This is a genomic window from Xanthomonas sp. NCPPB 1132, assembly GCF_056629235.1.
In genome coordinates, this window is the sequence record NZ_CM152819.1 from 4,089,222 (window position 1) to 4,102,810 (window position 13,589).

14 protein-coding genes and 1 tRNA gene are annotated in these 13,589 nt (G+C 70.6%); 9 read left to right on the forward strand and 6 right to left on the reverse strand.

Annotated features, from left to right (window positions below):
* Positions 1 to 31 precede the first annotated feature (31 nt).
* The 4 genes from AC1G9L_RS17635 to AC1G9L_RS17650 form a co-directional block, all read right to left on the reverse strand.
* A tRNA-Gln gene (locus tag AC1G9L_RS17635) sits at positions 32 to 108 on the reverse strand.
* Between the two features lie 13 nt (positions 109 to 121).
* Complete coding sequence (ispE, locus tag AC1G9L_RS17640; protein WP_019799054.1) at positions 122 to 985, reverse strand: 4-(cytidine 5'-diphospho)-2-C-methyl-D-erythritol kinase; 864 nt, start codon at positions 983 to 985, stop codon at positions 122 to 124.
* Positions 982 to 1,635 carry a lipoprotein insertase outer membrane protein LolB gene (gene lolB / locus AC1G9L_RS17645; protein ID WP_481069598.1) on the reverse strand — a complete coding sequence of 218 codons (654 nt, stop codon included), beginning with the start codon at positions 1,633 to 1,635 and terminating at the stop codon, positions 982 to 984. The genes ispE and lolB overlap by 4 nt, the downstream gene beginning before the upstream one ends.
* Entirely contained in the window at positions 1,632 to 3,302 is a 1,671-nt protein-coding gene (locus AC1G9L_RS17650; RefSeq protein WP_481069599.1) for a tetratricopeptide repeat protein, read from the reverse strand. Before AC1G9L_RS17650 ends, lolB begins: the two co-directional genes overlap by 4 nt.
* Before the next feature lie 66 nt (positions 3,303 to 3,368).
* Between AC1G9L_RS17650 and hemA the strand changes: the two genes are divergently transcribed.
* The 9 genes from hemA to ppk2 all read left to right on the forward strand — a co-directional run bounded on the left by hemA (position 3,369) and on the right by ppk2 (position 11,153).
* A complete protein-coding gene (gene hemA, locus AC1G9L_RS17655) occupies positions 3,369 to 4,652 on the forward strand; it encodes a glutamyl-tRNA reductase (protein WP_481069600.1) in 1,284 nt (427 codons plus the stop codon).
* Positions 4,630 to 5,715 carry a peptide chain release factor 1 gene (gene prfA / locus AC1G9L_RS17660; RefSeq protein WP_481069601.1) on the forward strand — a complete coding sequence of 362 codons (1,086 nt, stop codon included), beginning with the start codon at positions 4,630 to 4,632 and terminating at the stop codon, positions 5,713 to 5,715. The genes hemA and prfA overlap by 23 nt, the downstream gene beginning before the upstream one ends.
* Positions 5,712 to 6,164, forward strand: a complete 453-nt coding sequence (locus tag AC1G9L_RS17665) for an N-acetyltransferase family protein (protein ID WP_481069602.1) — start codon at positions 5,712 to 5,714, stop codon at positions 6,162 to 6,164. Before prfA ends, AC1G9L_RS17665 begins: the two co-directional genes overlap by 4 nt.
* A gap of 40 nt (positions 6,165 to 6,204) precedes the next feature.
* Positions 6,205 to 7,917: an O-linked N-acetylglucosamine transferase, SPINDLY family protein gene (locus AC1G9L_RS17670; protein ID WP_481069603.1), complete on the forward strand. Its 1,713-nt coding sequence runs from the start codon at positions 6,205 to 6,207 to the stop codon at positions 7,915 to 7,917.
* A gap of 205 nt (positions 7,918 to 8,122) precedes the next feature.
* Positions 8,123 to 8,818, forward strand: a complete 696-nt coding sequence (locus tag AC1G9L_RS17675; protein ID WP_481069604.1) for a hypothetical protein — start codon at positions 8,123 to 8,125, stop codon at positions 8,816 to 8,818.
* A gap of 234 nt (positions 8,819 to 9,052) precedes the next feature.
* On the forward strand, positions 9,053 to 9,331 hold the full coding sequence (locus AC1G9L_RS17680) for a hypothetical protein (protein WP_019800534.1): 279 nt from the start codon (positions 9,053 to 9,055) through the stop codon (positions 9,329 to 9,331).
* A 160-nt stretch (positions 9,332 to 9,491) separates the two neighbouring features.
* Complete coding sequence (gene moaB, locus AC1G9L_RS17685; protein ID WP_019800535.1) at positions 9,492 to 10,010, forward strand: molybdenum cofactor biosynthesis protein B; 519 nt, start codon at positions 9,492 to 9,494, stop codon at positions 10,008 to 10,010.
* Positions 10,011 to 10,023: 13 nt separating this feature from the next.
* On the forward strand, positions 10,024 to 10,368 hold the full coding sequence (locus AC1G9L_RS17690) for a helix-turn-helix domain-containing protein (protein ID WP_017911650.1): 345 nt from the start codon (positions 10,024 to 10,026) through the stop codon (positions 10,366 to 10,368).
* Positions 10,365 to 11,153 carry a polyphosphate kinase 2 gene (ppk2, locus tag AC1G9L_RS17695; protein WP_019800536.1) on the forward strand — a complete coding sequence of 263 codons (789 nt, stop codon included), beginning with the start codon at positions 10,365 to 10,367 and terminating at the stop codon, positions 11,151 to 11,153. The genes AC1G9L_RS17690 and ppk2 overlap by 4 nt, the downstream gene beginning before the upstream one ends.
* Before the next feature lie 459 nt (positions 11,154 to 11,612).
* On the opposite strand, the gene AC1G9L_RS17700 is transcribed toward ppk2, so the two are convergent.
* Positions 11,613 to 12,254 (reverse strand): TlpA family protein disulfide reductase, encoded by a 642-nt coding sequence (locus AC1G9L_RS17700; protein WP_420008989.1) that lies wholly within the window; start codon positions 12,252 to 12,254, stop codon positions 11,613 to 11,615.
* On the reverse strand, positions 12,251 to 13,525 hold the full coding sequence (locus AC1G9L_RS17705) for a YihY family inner membrane protein (RefSeq protein ID WP_019802050.1): 1,275 nt from the start codon (positions 13,523 to 13,525) through the stop codon (positions 12,251 to 12,253). Before AC1G9L_RS17705 ends, AC1G9L_RS17700 begins: the two co-directional genes overlap by 4 nt.
* Positions 13,526 to 13,589 lie beyond the last annotated feature (64 nt).

A 13,589-nucleotide genomic window follows, 5' to 3' on the forward strand; every position in this document is an offset into this window, starting at 1 on the left:
GGGCTTTTGCAGAGGGATCTGCATACCTAAATGGCAGGGGCGGTAGGATTCGAACCTACGAATGCCAGGATCAAAACCTGGTGCCTTGGGCCTCTTGGCGACGCCCCTGCGTAAACCTGTGTCAAGCCTCCAGCGCGTCGAGCAGCGGCGAACGCGGGACGCCGCCTGCCACCCAGGCGCGCATCCCGTCCGGCAAGTCCGCCAGCGCGCGCACGGCGGCAGCGCGATCGGCGAACTCGACGAAACAACCGCTTCCCGACCCGGTCAGGCGTGGCGTGCCGATCCGCGCAAGCGCCTGGAACGTGGCCTGGACGGCCGGTTCGCGGCGAAGCAGGACCGGCTCGAACGCGTTACCGAGCAGGAAACCTGAAACGAAGTCCGCTATTTTCGCGGGCGCAGCATCCCGCGTCAAATCCGGGGACTGGAACAGCGCCGCGGTGGGCACGTGCACGCCCGGATCGGCCAGCACGTACCAGGCTGGCGGCAGGGCGATCGGGGTCAGTTGCTCGCCCACGCCCTCGGCCCAGGCGTCGCGTCCGCGCACGAACACCGGCACGTCCGCGCCCAGCGACAGGCCGAGCTCGGCCAGGGCACCCTCGTCCAGCCCGGCGCGCCACAGCGCGTTCAGCGCCACCAGCGCGGTCGCCGCATCGGACGAGCCGCCGCCGAAGCCACCGCCTGCCGGAATGCGCTTTTCGACGCGGATATCGACACCTTGCGCAACATTCGCTGTTTTTTGCAGCAGCCGAGCAGCCCGCACCAGCAAGTCGTCGGCCTCGGCGACGCCGGCCACGGAAGGGCCAATGCGCGCCACCACCCCGTCCGCGCGCGGCCGCAGGTGCACCGTGTCACCCCAATCCAGCAGGCGGAACACGGTCTGCAACTGGTGGTAGCCGTCCGGCCGGCGGCCGGTGATCTGCAGGAACAGGTTCAGCTTCGCCGGGGCCGGCCAGGACGACCAGCCCCCATCCTCGGCTCCGCTCATGGCGCAGGCACGCTCCAGGCGTCGACCAGCAGGCGCACCTTGGCATCGCCGTTGCGCGCCTCGATGCGCCGCGGCAGCGCCGGACGGCCATCGCTGGGCGGGTACCAGTCCTGGAATTCGATCTCCCAGCCCATCTGCTGCAGGGTGTGCGGCCGGCCCTGCGCGTCGTAGTCGACCCGCTCCGGCGCCTGCGCGTCGGCCGCCACCAGCCCACGCACCCAGTCCGGCAGCAGGTTGACCGGGATCTCCCAGCCGGTCGCCTCCAGCAGCAACTGCTCGGCGTTCTCGCCGTCGCGCGGCCCGCCTTCCAGCCCTTCCAGGCGCCCGGCCTCGGAGTGGCTGTCGCCGATCAGGCGCCAACTCTGCCGGGTCACCGGCGCACTGAGCTGCACTTCGTACTGCCGCTGACGCTGGGTCCAGTCGATGCGGCCGCTGCCGCCGTTGCGCCCCTTGGTGATCGCCACCCGGCCCTGGAACGACCAGTCCGGATGCGCCTGCAACCACTGCGCGCGCGCCGCCTCGGCCTGTTGCGCGGCGGCATCGGGCGCAGCGACGGCGACCGGCGCCGGCGTACGGGTCGGCACCGCGCTGCAACCGGCCAGCAGCAGCCCGGCGGCCAGCGCCCAGGCGGTGCGCAGACCAGCCCTCACGGTGTCACCTGTTCCAGGGCCCGGCGCAGCGCGCGATTGTCCGGATCGAGCTTGCGCGCCTCGTCGAAGTACTTGTTGGCCTCGTCGTGCTTGCCCTGCTCCCACAGCACCTGGCCGATGTGCGCGGCGATCTCCGGATCCTTCACCAGGCTCCAGGCGCGGCGCAGTTGCACCAGCGCCTCCTGGGTCTTGCCGAGCCGGTACAGCACCCAGCCATAGCTGTCGATGATCGCGGCATTGTCGGGATCGGCGGTGCGCGCGCGGTCGATCAGTTGCAGCGCCTCGCGATAGCGCTTGGTGCGGTCGGCCAGGGTGTAGCCGAGCGCGTTCAGCGCGGCCACGTTCTCCGGCTCGGTGACCAGGATCTTGCGCAGGTCGGCCTCGGCGCGATCGATGCGATCACGGCGTTCCCACGACAGCCCGCGCGCGTACAGCAGCGCGTTGTCGTCCGGGTACGCGGCCAGGCCACGCTCGAACACCTGCAGCTCGCCGGCGTCGTCGCCGCTGCGCTGCCGCAGTTCCGCCTCCAGCACGTAGGCGTCGCGGCGCGCGGCATCGTCGGCCTCGGCGTCGTCCTGCAGCGCGCGCGCCTCGGCAAAGGCCGCGTCTTTCTGGCCGAGCGCGTACAACGCGCCGGCTGCGCGCAGCCGCGCCTCGCTGCGCAGCGGGCCACCCGGCACGCCGCGGTACCAGTCCACCGCCTCCTGGTTGCGCTTGAGGAACTCGGCGATCTTGCCGAGCAGCAGGCGCCGCTCCGGATCGGGCCGGTCGGCGCCCTTGCGCAGTTCGTCGTACAGCGCGGTCAACGCCGCATTGTCCTGCAGCTTGGCCAGCATCGAGGCGCGCAGGCCGTAGTTCTGGGTGGTCTGCGGCCCCAGCGCCAGCACCCGCGCTGCGGCAGCGGTGTCACCGATGGCATCGTAGGCATAGGCCAGTGCGGTGCGCAGTTCCGGGTCGCCCTCCACCTTGGGCTCCACGCCCTGCAGCAGCGCACGCGCCTGCTCGGTCTTGCCTGCCTGCTGCAACTGCGTGGCATGCAGCAGCGCCACCCGCGGCTCCTGCGGGAAGCGCTTGACCAGTTGGTCGACGATGCGCTCGGCCAGCTTGGGCTGGTCCAGGCGCAGCGCCAGGCGCCCGAACTCCTGCCAGGCCTCGAGCTGGTCGGGGATGGCATTGGCGTCGAGCAACTGATCCAGGGCCTTGGCCGCCACCTCCGGATCGCGGTTGCCGCTGACCAGGGCGATCAGCGCGAAACGCCAGCCGCGCGGGTCCTTGTCGCGCAGCAGGGCCACCAGCAGGCTGCGCGCCTGGCGCAGGTTGCCGCTGCGCAGGGCCAGCGAGGCCTCGGCACTGCGCATGGCCAGCGACTCGGGCGCGCGCTGTCGCCACAGCGCCAGGGCCTGGGTGGCGGCGGCACTGTCGTTGGCGAGCATCGCGATGCGGGTGGCGCGTTCGGCCAGGCCGGCGTCGCCGGGGCTGTCGTTGGCGGCCTGCAGGTACCAGCGCGAGGCGTCGGCCAGTTGCCCGGCCTGCAGGGCGAACTCGCCGGCCAGCACCGGGGTCATCACGTCCTGGGCGGGACTCTGCGCCTTGGCCGCGGCCGGTGCGGCCACGGCGGCGATTGCGGACAGCAGCAGAATGGTACGGATGCGAATCAATGCGGGCATCGGAAGCGGCCGGGCCGTAAAATGGGGCCCTGAATGGCCAGCAGCTTATCGCAAGCAACTGAACAGATGACGTTGTGGGTGCTCGGATTGAACCACCAGACCGCGCCGGTCGACCTGCGCGAACGGGTGGCATTCGCCGGCGACGCATTGCCGCGCGCGCTGCAATCGCTGCGCGCGCTGCCCGACGTCGCCGAGGCGGCGCTGCTGTCCACCTGCAACCGCACCGAGCTGTACGCCATCGCCGGCGATGCGCAGCACCTGGCCGACTGGCTGGATGCGCATGCCGCCGGCCTGCACGGCTATCTCTATCAGCACCAGGATGCGGACGCGGTGCGGCACCTGTTCCGGGTCGCCACCGGACTGGACTCGATGGTACTGGGCGAGCCGCAGATCCTCGGCCAGGTGAAGGACGCCTGGTCGCTGGCGCGCGAGCACGGGGCGATGGGCAGCCGCCTGGACCGGCTGTTCCAGCAGACCTTCTCGGTCGCCAAACGCGCGCGAACCGACACACGCGTGGGCGCCAATCCGGTCTCGGTCGCCTCCACCGCGGTGCGCCTGGCGCAAAGCTCCTTCGCCCGGCTCAGCGAATCGACCGTGCTGCTGGTCGGCGCCGGCGAGACCATCGAGCTGGCCGCCAAGCATCTCAGCGAGGGCCGCGTGCGGCGCCTGCTGATCGCCAACCGCACCCTCGCCCACGCGCAGGAGCTGGCCAGCCGCCACGGCGGCGTGGCGCTGCCGCTGAGCGAGCTGGAGCGCCACCTGCACGAAGCCGACGTGGTGTTCTCGGCCACCGCCGCACGCGAGCCGGTAGTGACGCGGGCGCAGGTCGAACAGGCGCTGCGCGCGCGCAAGCACAAGCCGATGCTGCTGTTCGACCTGGCGGTGCCGCGCGACATCGAGGCCGCCGTGGCCGACCTGGCCGACGCCTACCTGTACACCGTCGACGACCTGGAGCGCGCGGTCGAGGACAACCGTCGCGGCCGCCGCGAGGCCGCCGAGGCGGCCGAAGCGATCATCGACCTGCAGGTGGTGCGCTACATGGACGCGCTGCAGGCCAGCACCCGCCAGGCGCCGCTCAAACGCCTGCGCGCGCACGGCGACAGCACCCGCGACGACGTGCTGGCCAAGGCGCGGCAGCAACTGGCGCACGGCAAGCCGGCCGACGAGGTGCTGGAGTTCCTCGCCAACACCCTGACCAACCGCCTGTTGCACCCGCCCACCGCCGCGCTGCGCGAGGCGGCGCTGCGCGGCGACGCCGAGCTGGCGCGCGCCGCCGAGCGCCTGTTCCCGGAGAAGCCGGGCTATTTCCACCCGATCCTGAAGACCGATGACACCGACCCTGCGCCGTAAGCTGGAGGCGCTGGCCGAGCGTCGCGAAGAACTCGAACGCCTGCTGTCCGACCCCGAGGTGGTGAGCGACAACACGCGCTTCCGCGATTACTCGCGCGAGTTCGCGCAACTGGAGCCGGTCGCCGCCGCGCTGGCCGCCGAGGCCGCGGCCAAGGCCGACCTGGCCTCGGCCGAGGCGATGCGCGCCGATCCGGAACTGCGCGAGCTGGCCGAGGAGGAAATCGCCGCCGCGCAGGCGCGCCTGGCCGAGCTGGACGCGGAACTGGCGCTGCTGCTGGTGCCACGCGATCCGCGCGACGACGGCAACCTGTTCCTGGAAGTGCGCGCCGGCACCGGCGGCGACGAGGCGGCGATCTTCGCCGGCGACCTGTTCCGCATGTACGCCCGCTACGCCGAACGCCAGGGCTGGAAGGTGGAAGTGGAATCGGACAGCCCCGGCGAGCACGGCGGCTACAAGGAAGTCGTGGCGCGCATCGTCGGCCGCGGCGCCTACTCCAAGCTGAAGTTCGAATCCGGCACGCACCGCGTGCAGCGCGTGCCGGCGACCGAGTCGCAGGGCCGCATCCACACCTCGGCGGCGACGGTGGCGATCATTCCCGAGACCGACGACGTGGAGGAGATCGCGATCAACCCGGCCGACCTGAAGATCGACACCTTCCGTTCCTCCGGCGCTGGCGGCCAGCACGTCAACAAGACCGAGTCGGCGATCCGCATCACCCATGTGCCCAGCGGCGTGGTGGTGGAATGCCAGACCGAGCGCAGCCAGCACGCCAACCGCGACAAGGCGCTGAAGCGGCTCAAGGCGCAGCTGCTGGAGGCCGAGCGCAGCAAGCAGGCCGCGGCCGAGGCGCAGGACCGCAAGCTGCAGGTCGGCAGCGGCGACCGCAGCCAGCGCATCCGTACCTACAACTTCCCGCAGGGCCGCATCACCGACCACCGTGTCGAGGGCCTGACCCTGTACGACCTGCCGAACGTCATCGAGGGCGACCTCGATGCACTGATCGGGCGCCTGAGCCACGAGCACCAGGTCGACGAACTGGCGCGCCTGAGCGACAGCCCATGAGCGTGCGCGTGCGCCAGGCGGATACGCACGACCTGCCGGTCCTGGCGGCGCTGTTCGATGCCTACCGGCAGTTCTACGGGCAGGCGCCGGATGCGGTGACTGCGCACGCGTTTCTCGCCGCGCGCATGGCCCGCGCCGAGTCGGTCGTGCTGCTGGCCGAACGCGACGCGCAGGCCGCGGGCTTCGTGCAGTTGTATCCGTCCTTCTCTTCGGTGCGGGCGGCACGGCTGTGGATCCTCAACGATCTGTACGTGACGCCCGCGCACCGCCGCCACGGCGTGGCGCAGGCGCTGCTGCACGCCGCCGACCGCCACGCCGCGAACGACGGCGCAGCGCGCATCGTGCTGGAGACGGCGCAGGACAATCTCGCCGCGCAGGCCCTGTACCGCGCCTGCGGCTGGCAGCAGGAGCTGAGCGCGCAGCACTACGCCAAGGCGCTGGCGCCATGAGCGCGCATCGCCCGCGGTCGGTCGCGGCCGCCACGGTGGCATGAACGGCGGCGCCGACGAACGCCTGCAACTGCAGGCCGCAGTGCGGCGCGATCCGCAGGACTTCCTGGCCTGGGTAATGCTCGCCGACGCCGAACTCGGCGCAGGCGCGGTGGCGGCCGGCGAGCAGGCCGCGCTGCGCGCGCTGCAGTTGCGCCCCGGTCATCCGGAGGCGCTGGCGCGCCTGGGCCGGGTGCGCTGGACCCAGGGCCGCCATGCCGAAGCCGCGCACGCGTTGCGCGAGGCGCTGCAGCAAGCGCCGCAGCACCCGGGCATCGCGGTGTGGCTGGGCCACGCGCTGGAGGACAACGGCGAGGCCGAAGCCGCGGCGCAGGCGTACGCGCATGCGCATGCCCTGCTGCCGCAGGAGCCTTCGATCGCCGCCTACCTGCTGAACTGGCGCCGCAAGCTGTGCGACTGGCGCGGGCTGGACGCACTGTCGCAACAGGTGCGCAGCGCGGTGCGGCAAGGGCACCCGGCGATCGAACCGTTCGCCTTCCTCAACGAGGACGCGGGCGCGGACGAACAACTGCGCTGCGCGCGCAACCGTGCCCAGGCGCTGGCACGTACCGTCGCGCCGCTGCCGGCTGCACAGGTGCGCCGCGATGGCGCGTTGCGTATCGGCTTCCTGTCCAACGGCTTCGGCGCGCATCCCACCGGCCTGCTGACCGTCGCCCTGTTCGAGCGCCTGCGCGCGCACGCCGATCTGCAGGTGCACCTGTTCGCGCTCAACGGCGACGACCGCAGCGCGCTGCGTGCGCGCCTGCAGGCGGCTGCACACGCTTGGCACAACGTGGCCGGGCAGCCGCATCGGCAGACCGCGCAACAGATCCGCGACGCCGGCATCGATCTGCTGTTCGATCTGCGCGGCTGGGGGGGCGGCGGCACGCCGGAGGTGCTGGCGTTGCGTCCTGCACCGGTGCAATTGAACTGGCTGGCCTACCCGGGCACCTCCGGCGCGCCATGGATCGACTACGTGATCGGCGATGCCTATGCGCTACCGCCGGCGCTGGCCGCGCACTGCAGCGAGCGGGTGCTGCGGCTGCCGCGCGCCTTCCAGCCCTCCGACGACACCCGCACCGTCGGCACCCCGCCCTCACGCCGCGACTGCGGCCTTCCCGAGCGCGGCACCGTGTTCTGCTGCTTCAACAACAGCTACAAGCTCGGCCCACGCAGCATGGCGCGGATGCTGGAGGTGCTGCGGCAGGTGCCCGACAGCGTGCTGTGGCTGCTGTCCGGCCCTGGCCAGGCCGATGACCGGCTGCGTGCGGCCGCTACGGCGGCCGGCGTGGACCCGACGCGCCTGCGCTTCATGCCCAAGCTCGCGCACCCGGAGTATCTGGCGCGCTACCGGCACGCCGACCTGTTCCTCGACACGCATCCGTACAACGCCCACACCACCGCCTCCGATGCCTTGTGGGCCGGCTGCCCGGTGTTGACCTGCCCCGGCAGCACCTTCGCCGCGCGCGTGGCCGGCAGCCTCAACCATCATCTCGGCCTGGACGAGATGAACGCCGCCGACGATGCGGCGTTCGTCGCCACCGCAGTGCGCCTGGGGCGCGATCCCGCGGCGCTGCAGGCATTGCGCGAGCGACTGCACGCACGGCGTGCGGACAGCGGCCTGTTCGACATGCAGGGATTTGCCGACGACTTCGCCGCGCTGCTGCGCGACACCGCGGCCCGCCACGGTTGGCAAGGCGGAGCCTCGGCCTGATCGATCGCTTGCGGATGCGCTGCACCGCCACCGCAGGCATCGGGCAAGGCACTGAAGCCCGTTGCCTAGCGCCATCGGACTAGCCGATGCCCCCCTCGATATCGCATCCTTGAATCACTCGACGCGTGCAATGCCACGATACGCACCATGATGAGGAGGCTGCGCCGCGGCAGATCGCGCCGGCAGCGAGTGCGAGACGCAAGGTATGCATGTCCACTTCCACTCGGATCAGCCTCGCTGCTTGACCTCAAGTCAACTTGAGGTCCGACACTGCGCGCACGCTCCCCATGCAGATCCCGCGATGTCGCTGTCGTTCCCCACTTCACTGCCCCTTCCTCCCACGCCATCGCACAGCATGCTGCTCGCCGAGGCGCCCATACCCGACCGGACCGCGCTGTTTGAACGCGTGCGCGGCCTGTGCGACCACCGCCTGCAGGCCCTGACCTGGATGGAATCCCTGGGCGACACCCCCGACCTGCTGTACGCGCGTTGCTGCTGCGACGCGGCACCCGAACTGCATGGGCTGCTGCACGCGCGCCTGCCTGCACTGCGGCGGACGCTGCGTCGCTACCGGCGCATCCGCTGCGGCGTGTCCGATCCGCACCGAGAAACATCCTGTGTGGTGGTCGCACGCGTGCCGACACGCGATGCGGCGCAGGCACAGGGCCGTGCCGACGCCGCCTTCGCCGCCCTGCAGGATGGCCCGCACGCGCTGCGCGGGTTGATCGCCGCGCATCTGTACCTGTCCGACGACGGCCGCACCCTGCTTGAGTGCACCGAGTGGCACAGCGCGGATGCGCAGCGTCGCGCACTGCAGCGCGAACCCGAACGCCTGCCGCTGGCGGCAGACTGTGCCGCGAGCGTCAGCCGCTTCCGACCTCGCACATTGCTCCTGGCGTGACAATTGGCGAGCAAGGCACGCGATCCGCATCGAAGCGGCTCACCTACCCCGGATGAACGCCAAAGATTCAAATCCTTTTGCGATCAGGCGTCTGCCCTTCGGCAATCAGCATTGCCCCCGAGCGCCACCTTCTCCCACGCCCACCATAGTGGCCCGGTCGCGCTGCATCGCGCGGCAATCGACGTGCCCTGCTGGGCCCGCCCCCCTTGCTTGATCCAATGAGGAGATTCGACCATGGCCTTCGAAGTGCTGATCGGCGTCGCGCGCAACGCCGACACCGCCACAATCACCAACAACACCGCCGTCCGGATGACCGGCGCAGCGAACGGCAACGGCACCGTGTTCCTGCGCGCGGATCCCGATGGGTTCGCCGAAAAGGACACCACATTTCTGCATATCCGCAGCAAAGACGCCTGGATCCACGTGGAGGGCGCAACCGTCCTGCAATTCACCGCTGGCAATCGCCTGGTCAATACCCCGATCCTCAGCATGAAGCGACTCGATCGCGATTAGGCGTCGGCTTCGGCCTCAACCAGCGCCCACCCGTATGGGCCTGCATCTGGATGGCGCGCGCCGGCTTACCCCCAGCGCGCGGTGGTCCCCGTGCCACGGTAGCTGAAGCGCCGGCGCAGGCAGGCTGTACGCCGGCCGGGCGAGCGGCTAGGCTGCCGGCATGAGCGCCAACGCCGACTTCATCGCCTTGAACCTGTGCGTGCTGACCGTCTCGGACACGCGCACCCTCGACCAGGACAGCTCCGGCGACTACCTGGTCGCCGCCCTCCAGGGCGTCGGTCATCGCCTGCATGCGCGGGCACTGCTGCCGGACGATCGCTACCGGATGCGCGCCACGGTCTCGGCCTGGATCGCCGACCCGCAGGTGGACGGCATCCTGGTCACCGGCGGCACCGGCTTCACCGGCCGCGATTCCACGCCCGAGGCGCTGCTGCCGCTGCTGGACAAGGAGATGCCCGGATTCGGCGAGCTGTTCCGTGCGATCAGCGTCGAGGAGATCGGCACCTCCTCGCTGCAGTCGCGCGCCTTCGCCGGCCTGGCCAACGCCACCTTCCTGTTCTGCCTGCCCGGCTCCACCTCGGCCTGCCGCACCGCCTGGGAGCGGATCATCGCCGCGCAACTGGATGCCCGCACCCGTCCCTGCAATCTGGCCACGCTGCGCCCGCGGCTGAAGGAATGACCTGGACTCCCGCATGCCCCTGGACACCACGTTGCGCCTGCTGGCCAAGGCCAGCGGCATGAGCGCCGCGGACATCGCCGCGGCCATCCCGCGCGCCGGCGCGGCCACGGTCAAGGCCTGGATGGCCGGCGAGAAGCTGCCCGGACGCGCCCAGCTCACCGCCCTGGCACGCACCTTCGGCGTTCCCGCCGGTGCGCTGCTCGGCGAACTGGCCAGCCAGCTGGACCCGGCGCGCACCCGCGGCGAACACGATCTGCTGCAGGCCTACCGCGCCCTCGACACCCGCCAGCAGGGCGCGCTGCTGGAAGTGGCGCGCAGCATGGCCGGTACCGGTACCCGCAAGCGGAGCAGCAAATGAGTCACCTCAAGCGCAAGCAGTACAAGGCCCTGATGCAACCGCTGCAGCTGGAACTGACCGCGATGGCGCAGGCGGTGCAGCACAGCGGCGAGCGCGTACTGGTGCTGTTCGAAGGCCGCGACACCGCCGGCAAGGGCGGCGCGATCCAGGCCATCGCCGAACACCTGAACCCGCGCCAGTGCCGCGTGGTCGCCCTGCCCAAGCCGACCGACCGCGAAGCCACGCAGTGGTATTTCCAGCGCCACATCGCGCACCTGCCGGCCGCCGGCGAGATCGTGCTGATGGACCGCAGCTGGTACAACCGCGCCGGCGTGGAACGGGTCATGGGCTACTGCAGCGACGCCGAGTACCACGCCTTCCTGCGCCAGACTCCGATGTTCGAGCGGATGCTGGTGGACGACGGCATCCGCCTGTTCAAGTACTGGCTGTGCGTGGACCAGGCGCAGCAGGAAAAGCGCTTCGCCGAGCGCCTGCACGACCCGCTGAAGGGCTGGAAGCTGTCGCCGGTGGACCTGAAATCGCGCAGCCAGTACGCCGACTACACCCGCGCGCGCGAGGCGATGCTGGAAGCCACCCACCGCGACTACGCGCCGTGGACCCTGGTCGACTTCAACGACCAGAAGCGCGGCCGCCTGACCCTGATCCGGCACCTGCTCGACCAGTTGCCGGAAACCCGCCTGCACGAACCGGACCTGGACCTGCCGCCGCTGAAGCACAAGCTGCACAAGGAAAAGTTCGGGCTGCTGCAGCCGATTCCGTCGTATGACGTCGGGAATGGGGATTAGGGAATCGGGATTGGGTGAAGCGTGCGGCGTGCAGTCATCGTGTGATCGCACGTTGTTGGGCGGCGCAGTTAGCCGATTCGGTGGGAACGGGTCGCGGCTGAAGCCGCCCTACGCTGGATCGCGGCTCACCGAATGCAAAGCAGGTCCTGCCTCCGGTAGGAGCGGCTTCAGCCGCGACGGGTGAAGCCGTCCAAGCCTCTCATCGCACAAGGCGTCGGGACTGAAGTCCCTCCCACAAGGAAAGCTCTCGCGCTTCTGACGCATCGGAGGGCGGTGCGGGCGCACCCGCAGCGCCAGCACGGGTCGGCTTTCCGAGTCGCGGCTGAAGCCGCTCCTACGGCGGCCCCGCGGCCAGCGGCGGTCGGACAGCGACACCATGCGCACGCACGGAAGTGCGCATCCCCAATCCCGAATCCCCAATCCCGGGCGGCGGCCGCGCCACCCAGGCCACCCACACCCTCACCCCGCCGCCTTCCCCTTGCCCTGCCCAGGCGCCGGGCCACCGGCGGCGGCGATCGCGGTTTCGATGTCGTGGGCGGTGACCGGCCCCAGGAACTGCTTGGCGAGCTTGCCGTCGGGCGCGATCAGGTAGGTCATCGGCAGGCCGCGCGGGGTGGCGAAGTCGGCCGGCGGTGCATAGGTGTCGACGATGACGATCGGGTAGGCGACCGGGTGCTGCTTCAGGAATGCCTGCATCTCCGCCGGCTCGATGTCCTCGTAGGCCAGGCCCACCACCTCGATGTTGTCGCGCATCACGTGCAGGGCCGACAGCTCCGGCATCTCCTTCAGGCACGGCGCGCACCACGTCGCCCAGAAGTTCACCACCACCCACTGCCCGCGGTGCGCGGCCAGGTCGTACTCGCGGCCGTCCACCGCCTTCATCTTCAGGGTCGGCTCGGGGCGGGTCTCCTGCACCACCGACGGTCCGGCCGCCGGTGCGGCGGGCGCTTCCGGCGCGGCCGGGGCAGACGGCGCCTTCGGCGCGGAGGACGGTGCAGTGGTCGCGGCGCCATCGGCCGGCTTCGGCGTGGGCTGGCGGTCGCACCCGGCCAGCAGGGCGGCGGCGGCGAACAGCGGGAACAACAGGCGCATGGCGGTCATGCAAGGTCTCCGATCTCGGTGTAGAGGTCGCCGACGCGACGCTTGAGCACGTCGCGCAACGGCAGGCGCAGTTCGTCCAGCGCGCGGCACGCCGCCTGGCCCAGGGCGTCGTCGCGGCACGGCAGGTAGGTCTCGACGACAGGGATGCGCAACTGGCAATTCTCGTACAGCTCGGCCACCGGCAGGTCGCTCAGGTCGCGGGCCAGCAGCCAGTCGCCCTGCTCGGTGCGGCGGAGCAGGCGGATGCGCTCCAGTTCGCACAGCAGTTGCTGCATCAGCGAGTCGGTCAGCATCGGCTCCAACTGCAGGACCTGGTCCTCCTGCAGGCCGCTGCCCTGCTTGCGCGCCTGCGCGAAACGCCCGAGCAGGCGCAGCAGGCCATAGATCTCGTAGCCGGCCGGCAGGCGCATCGAGGCCGGCTGGTAGCGGAAGGCGGCGATCGAGGAGGACACCGAGGCGCCGAGCAGGATCGCGATCCAGCTCAGGTAGATCCACAGCAGGAAAATCGGCACGAACGCGACCGTGCCGTAGATGCGCTGGTACGACTGGAAGCTGCCCAGGTACAGGCTCAGACCCCACTTCACCAGTTCCAGCAGCAGCACCGCCAGCAGCGCGCCGGGCACCGCGTGGCGCAGCTTGACCGTGTGGTGCGGCACCACCCGGTACACCAGGGTGATGCACACGAACTCGATCAGCACAGGCGCCACGCTCAGCACCACCTGCGCCAGCAGCCGGCCCTCGCTGGTCTTGAACAGCGGCAGCGCGAAGAAGCGCGCCGACACCGCCAGCGACGCCGCGGCCAGCAGCGCACCGAGGGTCAGCACGGTCCAGTACACCAGGAAGCGGGTCAGCTGCGGCCGCGCCGACACCACCCGCCAGATCTGGTTGAACGTCTGTTCCACGCTGTTGAGGGTGATCAGCAGCGAGACCACCAGCGCGATCACGCCGGCAGTGGTCAGTTGCCCGGCGCTGGCCGAGAACTGCCGCAGGTAGGACTCCACCGAACGCGCCGCGGCCGGCACGAAGTTGGAGAAGATGTAGTCGCTGAGCTGGTCGCTCCACTTGTCGAACACCGGGAACGCCGACAGTACCCCGAACACCACCACCGCCAGCGGCACCAGCGCGAAGATGGTGGTGTAGGCCAGCGAGGCCGCGGCCTGGAACAGCCGGTCGTCGATGAAGCGCCGCCACAGGAAGCCGGCGAAACTGCGCATGCGCGCGCGGTCGCGCAGGCGATCGGCCCAGAGGTTGACGGTGTCCAGCGGCTGCATCGGGCAAGGGTACCCGATGCGCATGGACACCGGCATCGTCGATACTGGCGGCCGTTCCGATCCA